Genomic DNA, 3400 nt, shown 5'->3' with positions numbered 1-3400 from the left:
GCCCGCACCTGCCACGACACCCCGTCGACCGCCCGCACCGGCCCACGCGGGGTATCGAACTCGACGCTCAGGTTCTCCACCTTGAGCAACACTTCACCGGTAGTCATCGCATCAGCTTCGGGTCGAGGGCGTCCCGGATCGAGTCGCCGATGATCATGAACGAGATCGTCATCGTGGAGATGAACAACGCCGGCCAGATGAACAGGTGCGGGGTGTCCCGGTACGACGCAGCCACGCCGAACTGTGATCCCCACGAGATCGATGGTGGTTGCAGGCCGACACCGAGGAAGGTGAGCGCGGCCTCCAGACCGACCATGCCGCCGATTCCCAGGGTGGTCATCGCGAGCAGGGGTGCCATGGCATTCGGGAACACGTGTTTGCGCAGGATCCGCACCGGCGGTACGCCGATCGATCGCGCGGCCAGCACGTATTCGCGATTGCGCACGGAGAAGACCGTTGCCCGCATCAACCGCATGCCGCCCGGCCAGCCGATCAGCAGGATGACGCCGACGATGATCCAGATACTGCGGTTCGGCACCGAGTTCAGGATCACGATCAGGACGACGAGGCCCGGGATCGAGAACAGGACGTCCGCGGTCCGGGAGATCAGTGCGTCGATGAAACCCGGGAAGTAGCCGGCGAGCAGACCGAACGATCCGGCGAGAACGAACACCCCGAAGCTGGCGCAGATACTGACCAGGACCGACGGGCGGGCGCCGTACACGACGTTGGCGAAGTAGTCGCAGCCCTGGATGTCGAAGCCGAACGGATGACCGGGGCCGCGTCCTTGGCGGCTCTTGCCGAGCTCGCAGAAGCGTGGGTCGGCCGAGGTGAACAGCTTCGGCACCGCGGCCATCGTGAAGAACGCGAGCAGCAGCAGGCTGCACAGGACGAACTGCGGTTTGCGTACCAGCGCCCGCAGCAGCTCGCGGTTCGACAGGGTCCGCCCGTCGCCGAGCTCCTGGGCCTCGGCGCTGACCACCGCTGTGACGTCAGACATGGCGCACCCTCGGGTCCAGGATTCCGTAGAGGAGATCCACCAGCAGGTTGATCAGGATGAATGACAGGAACGCGAGGGTCGACAGCAGCACCACGACACCGCCCTCCTTCAGCTTGATCGCCTGGAACATGAACTGCCCGAGCCCGGGCAGGTTGAAGATCGATTCGGTGATGATCGCCCCGCCGAACATGCCGGCCAGGTCGAGGCCGATGAACGTGACCACCGGCAGCAGCGCGTTCGGCAGGATGTGCCGCCACAGCACCCGCTGCTCGCCCAGGCCCTTGGCCCGGGCGGTCTTCACGAAGTCGGCGTTCACCGTCTCCACGATCGACGTCCGCATCAACCGGGCCAGCCCGGCGAACCCGAGCAGGCCGATCACGAGCGCAGGCAGCAGGTACGACGACGGAAAGCCTTCCAGCACGCCGGAAACGGGGAACCACTTGAGCTGCACCCCGAACACGAACTGCGCGGCGAAGTACGCCACCAGCCCCGGCACCGCCAGCAGCACGAGTGTTGCCAGCAGCAACGATCGGTCCACCCACCCGTTCCGCTTGAAGCCGGCGTAGATCCCGAACAGCAGCCCGAACGTCCACTGGAACGCATTGGCGAGCAGCGTGAGTTTCAGCGTCACCGGGATTCGCAGCCGGAGCTGGTCGGCGATGTCGGCGCCGGCGAACGTCGTACCGAAGTTGCCGGTCAGGATGTCCTTCATACTCAGCAGGTACTGGACGATGAAGGGATCGTCGAGGTGGAACTGGGCCCGCTTGGCCGCCATCACGGCGGCCGGGATCGGCTTGTCACCGGCCAGCTCCCGCAGGGGGTCCCCGGGCATCGCGAAGACGAGCGCGAAGACCCCCAGCGTGACGATCACACCGATCGGAATCGCCGCGATGACACGGCGAAGGACGTACCGGATCATTTAAACGTTGCCCAGAGGGCCGAGACACCGACGTACTTGGAGACCCGCGGCTCGATCTTGTCCGAGTGCAGGTAGGCGTTGGACTTGGTGAACAGCGGGATCAGCGGCATGTCCTCGAGCGCGATGTCCTCGGCCTGCTGGTAGAGCTTGATCGCCTTCTCCGGGTCCGGTTCGGCGTCACCCTTGGCCAGTACGGCGTCCAGCGCGGGGTTGTTGTAGCCGGAGAAGTTCGCGTCGCCGTTGGACTTGAACATCGGCGTCAGGTAGTCCTCGATCGACGGGTAGTCGTGGCCCCAGCCGCTGAACCGCAGGCCGTCCAGCTTGCGGGTGTCGGCGAGCTCGGTGATCTCGGAGCCCTGCTTGCCGGTGTACTTGACCTCGAGGCCGAGGTTCTGCCGGATCATGTTGCCGATCGCCTCGGCGTTGATCTGGCCGGTCGCGGACGTGGTGTTGTAGTTGATGTTGACCGGGCCGGAGAAGCCACCGGCCTCGGCGAGCAGCTGCTTGGCCTTGGCCGGGTCGAAGTCGCAGTACTTGCAGGCGTCGGCGCGGTAGCCGTCCATGTCCGGCGCGACCAGCGCCTTGGCCGGCTCGGACAGCCCGATCAGATCGGCGAACGCCTTCCGGTCGATCGCCATCGAGAACGCGTGCCGCAGTTTCGGGTTCTTGAAACGCGGGTCCCAGGCGGGCAGCGTCAGGTAGTTCGCGCCGGAGCTGATGCTGGTCACCCACTTGTCCGGGGCGTCGTCCTTGAAGCTCTTCACCTTGGTCGAAGGCACGTCGACGAAGTCGATGTTGCCGGCCAGGAACTCGTTGTACGCCGTGTCCGCGTTCGGGATGAAGCGGTAGGTGATCGAGTCGGCCTCCGGCACCAGCGCGCCCTTGTACCCGTCCCACTTCGCCAGTTTGATGTCGTCACCGGCGTTCCACTCGGCGGCGAGCTTGTACGGCCCGTTGCCGATCGGCTTGCGCTTGTAGGCGTCCGGGTCCTTGCGGACCTCCTCCGGCAGCGGCGCCAGGCCGAGGTACTGCAGCGTCAGGCCGAACTGCGAGAACGGCACCTTGAGCTTGACCGTGAAGGTCAGGTCGTCGACCTGCTTCAGGCCGCTCAGCGCCTTCACCGAGGTCGGCTTCGGCGTCGCGCCGTCCGGAGTCTCCGGGTTCAGCGCCTCGTAGCCCTCGACCTTGGAGAAGAAGCCGTTGTTCTTCCACGCGTTCGAGCCCTGGGCGGTCAGGTTCCAGCTGTCGACGTAGTCCTTCGCGGTCAGCGGCTGACCGTTCTGGAAGGTGTTGCCGGGCTTGAGCTTGATCGTCCAGGTCTGGCTGATCTTGTCCGGCGTGACCGAGTCGGCCATCACGTTCAGCAACTTGCCGGTGTTCGGGTCCGTGGTGACCAGCGGGGCGAAGATCGCCATCGCCAGCTGGATCCCCGGACTGCCGTTCTCGTTCAGCGGGTTGATGTACTCCAGCGGGTCGGCCGC

The 3400-nt window shown here is 65.5% G+C and carries 3 protein-coding genes; all 3 read right to left on the bottom strand.

Annotated elements, in window-relative coordinates; all coding sequences use genetic code 11:
- Positions 1-103: 103 nt before the first annotated feature.
- The gene (locus E1261_RS43890) at positions 104-1000 is read right to left on the bottom strand and encodes an ABC transporter permease (RefSeq protein ID WP_132416174.1); all 897 of its coding nucleotides are present in this window, start codon (positions 998-1000) and stop codon (positions 104-106) included.
- Entirely contained in the window at positions 993-1919 is a 927-nt protein-coding gene (locus E1261_RS43885) for an ABC transporter permease (RefSeq protein ID WP_132416173.1), read from the bottom strand. The genes E1261_RS43890 and E1261_RS43885 overlap by 8 nt, the downstream gene beginning before the upstream one ends.
- On the bottom strand, positions 1916-3400 hold a 1485-nt coding region (locus E1261_RS43880; RefSeq protein ID WP_132416171.1), incomplete at its 5' end, for a peptide ABC transporter substrate-binding protein. The genes E1261_RS43880 and E1261_RS43885, both read right to left, overlap by 4 nt.

Origin of the sequence: Kribbella albertanoniae, assembly GCF_004348455.1 — a bacterium.
Classification (GTDB): Bacteria; Actinomycetota; Actinomycetes; order Propionibacteriales; family Kribbellaceae; genus Kribbella; species Kribbella albertanoniae.
This window is presented reverse-complemented; position numbering and strand designations above follow the sequence as displayed.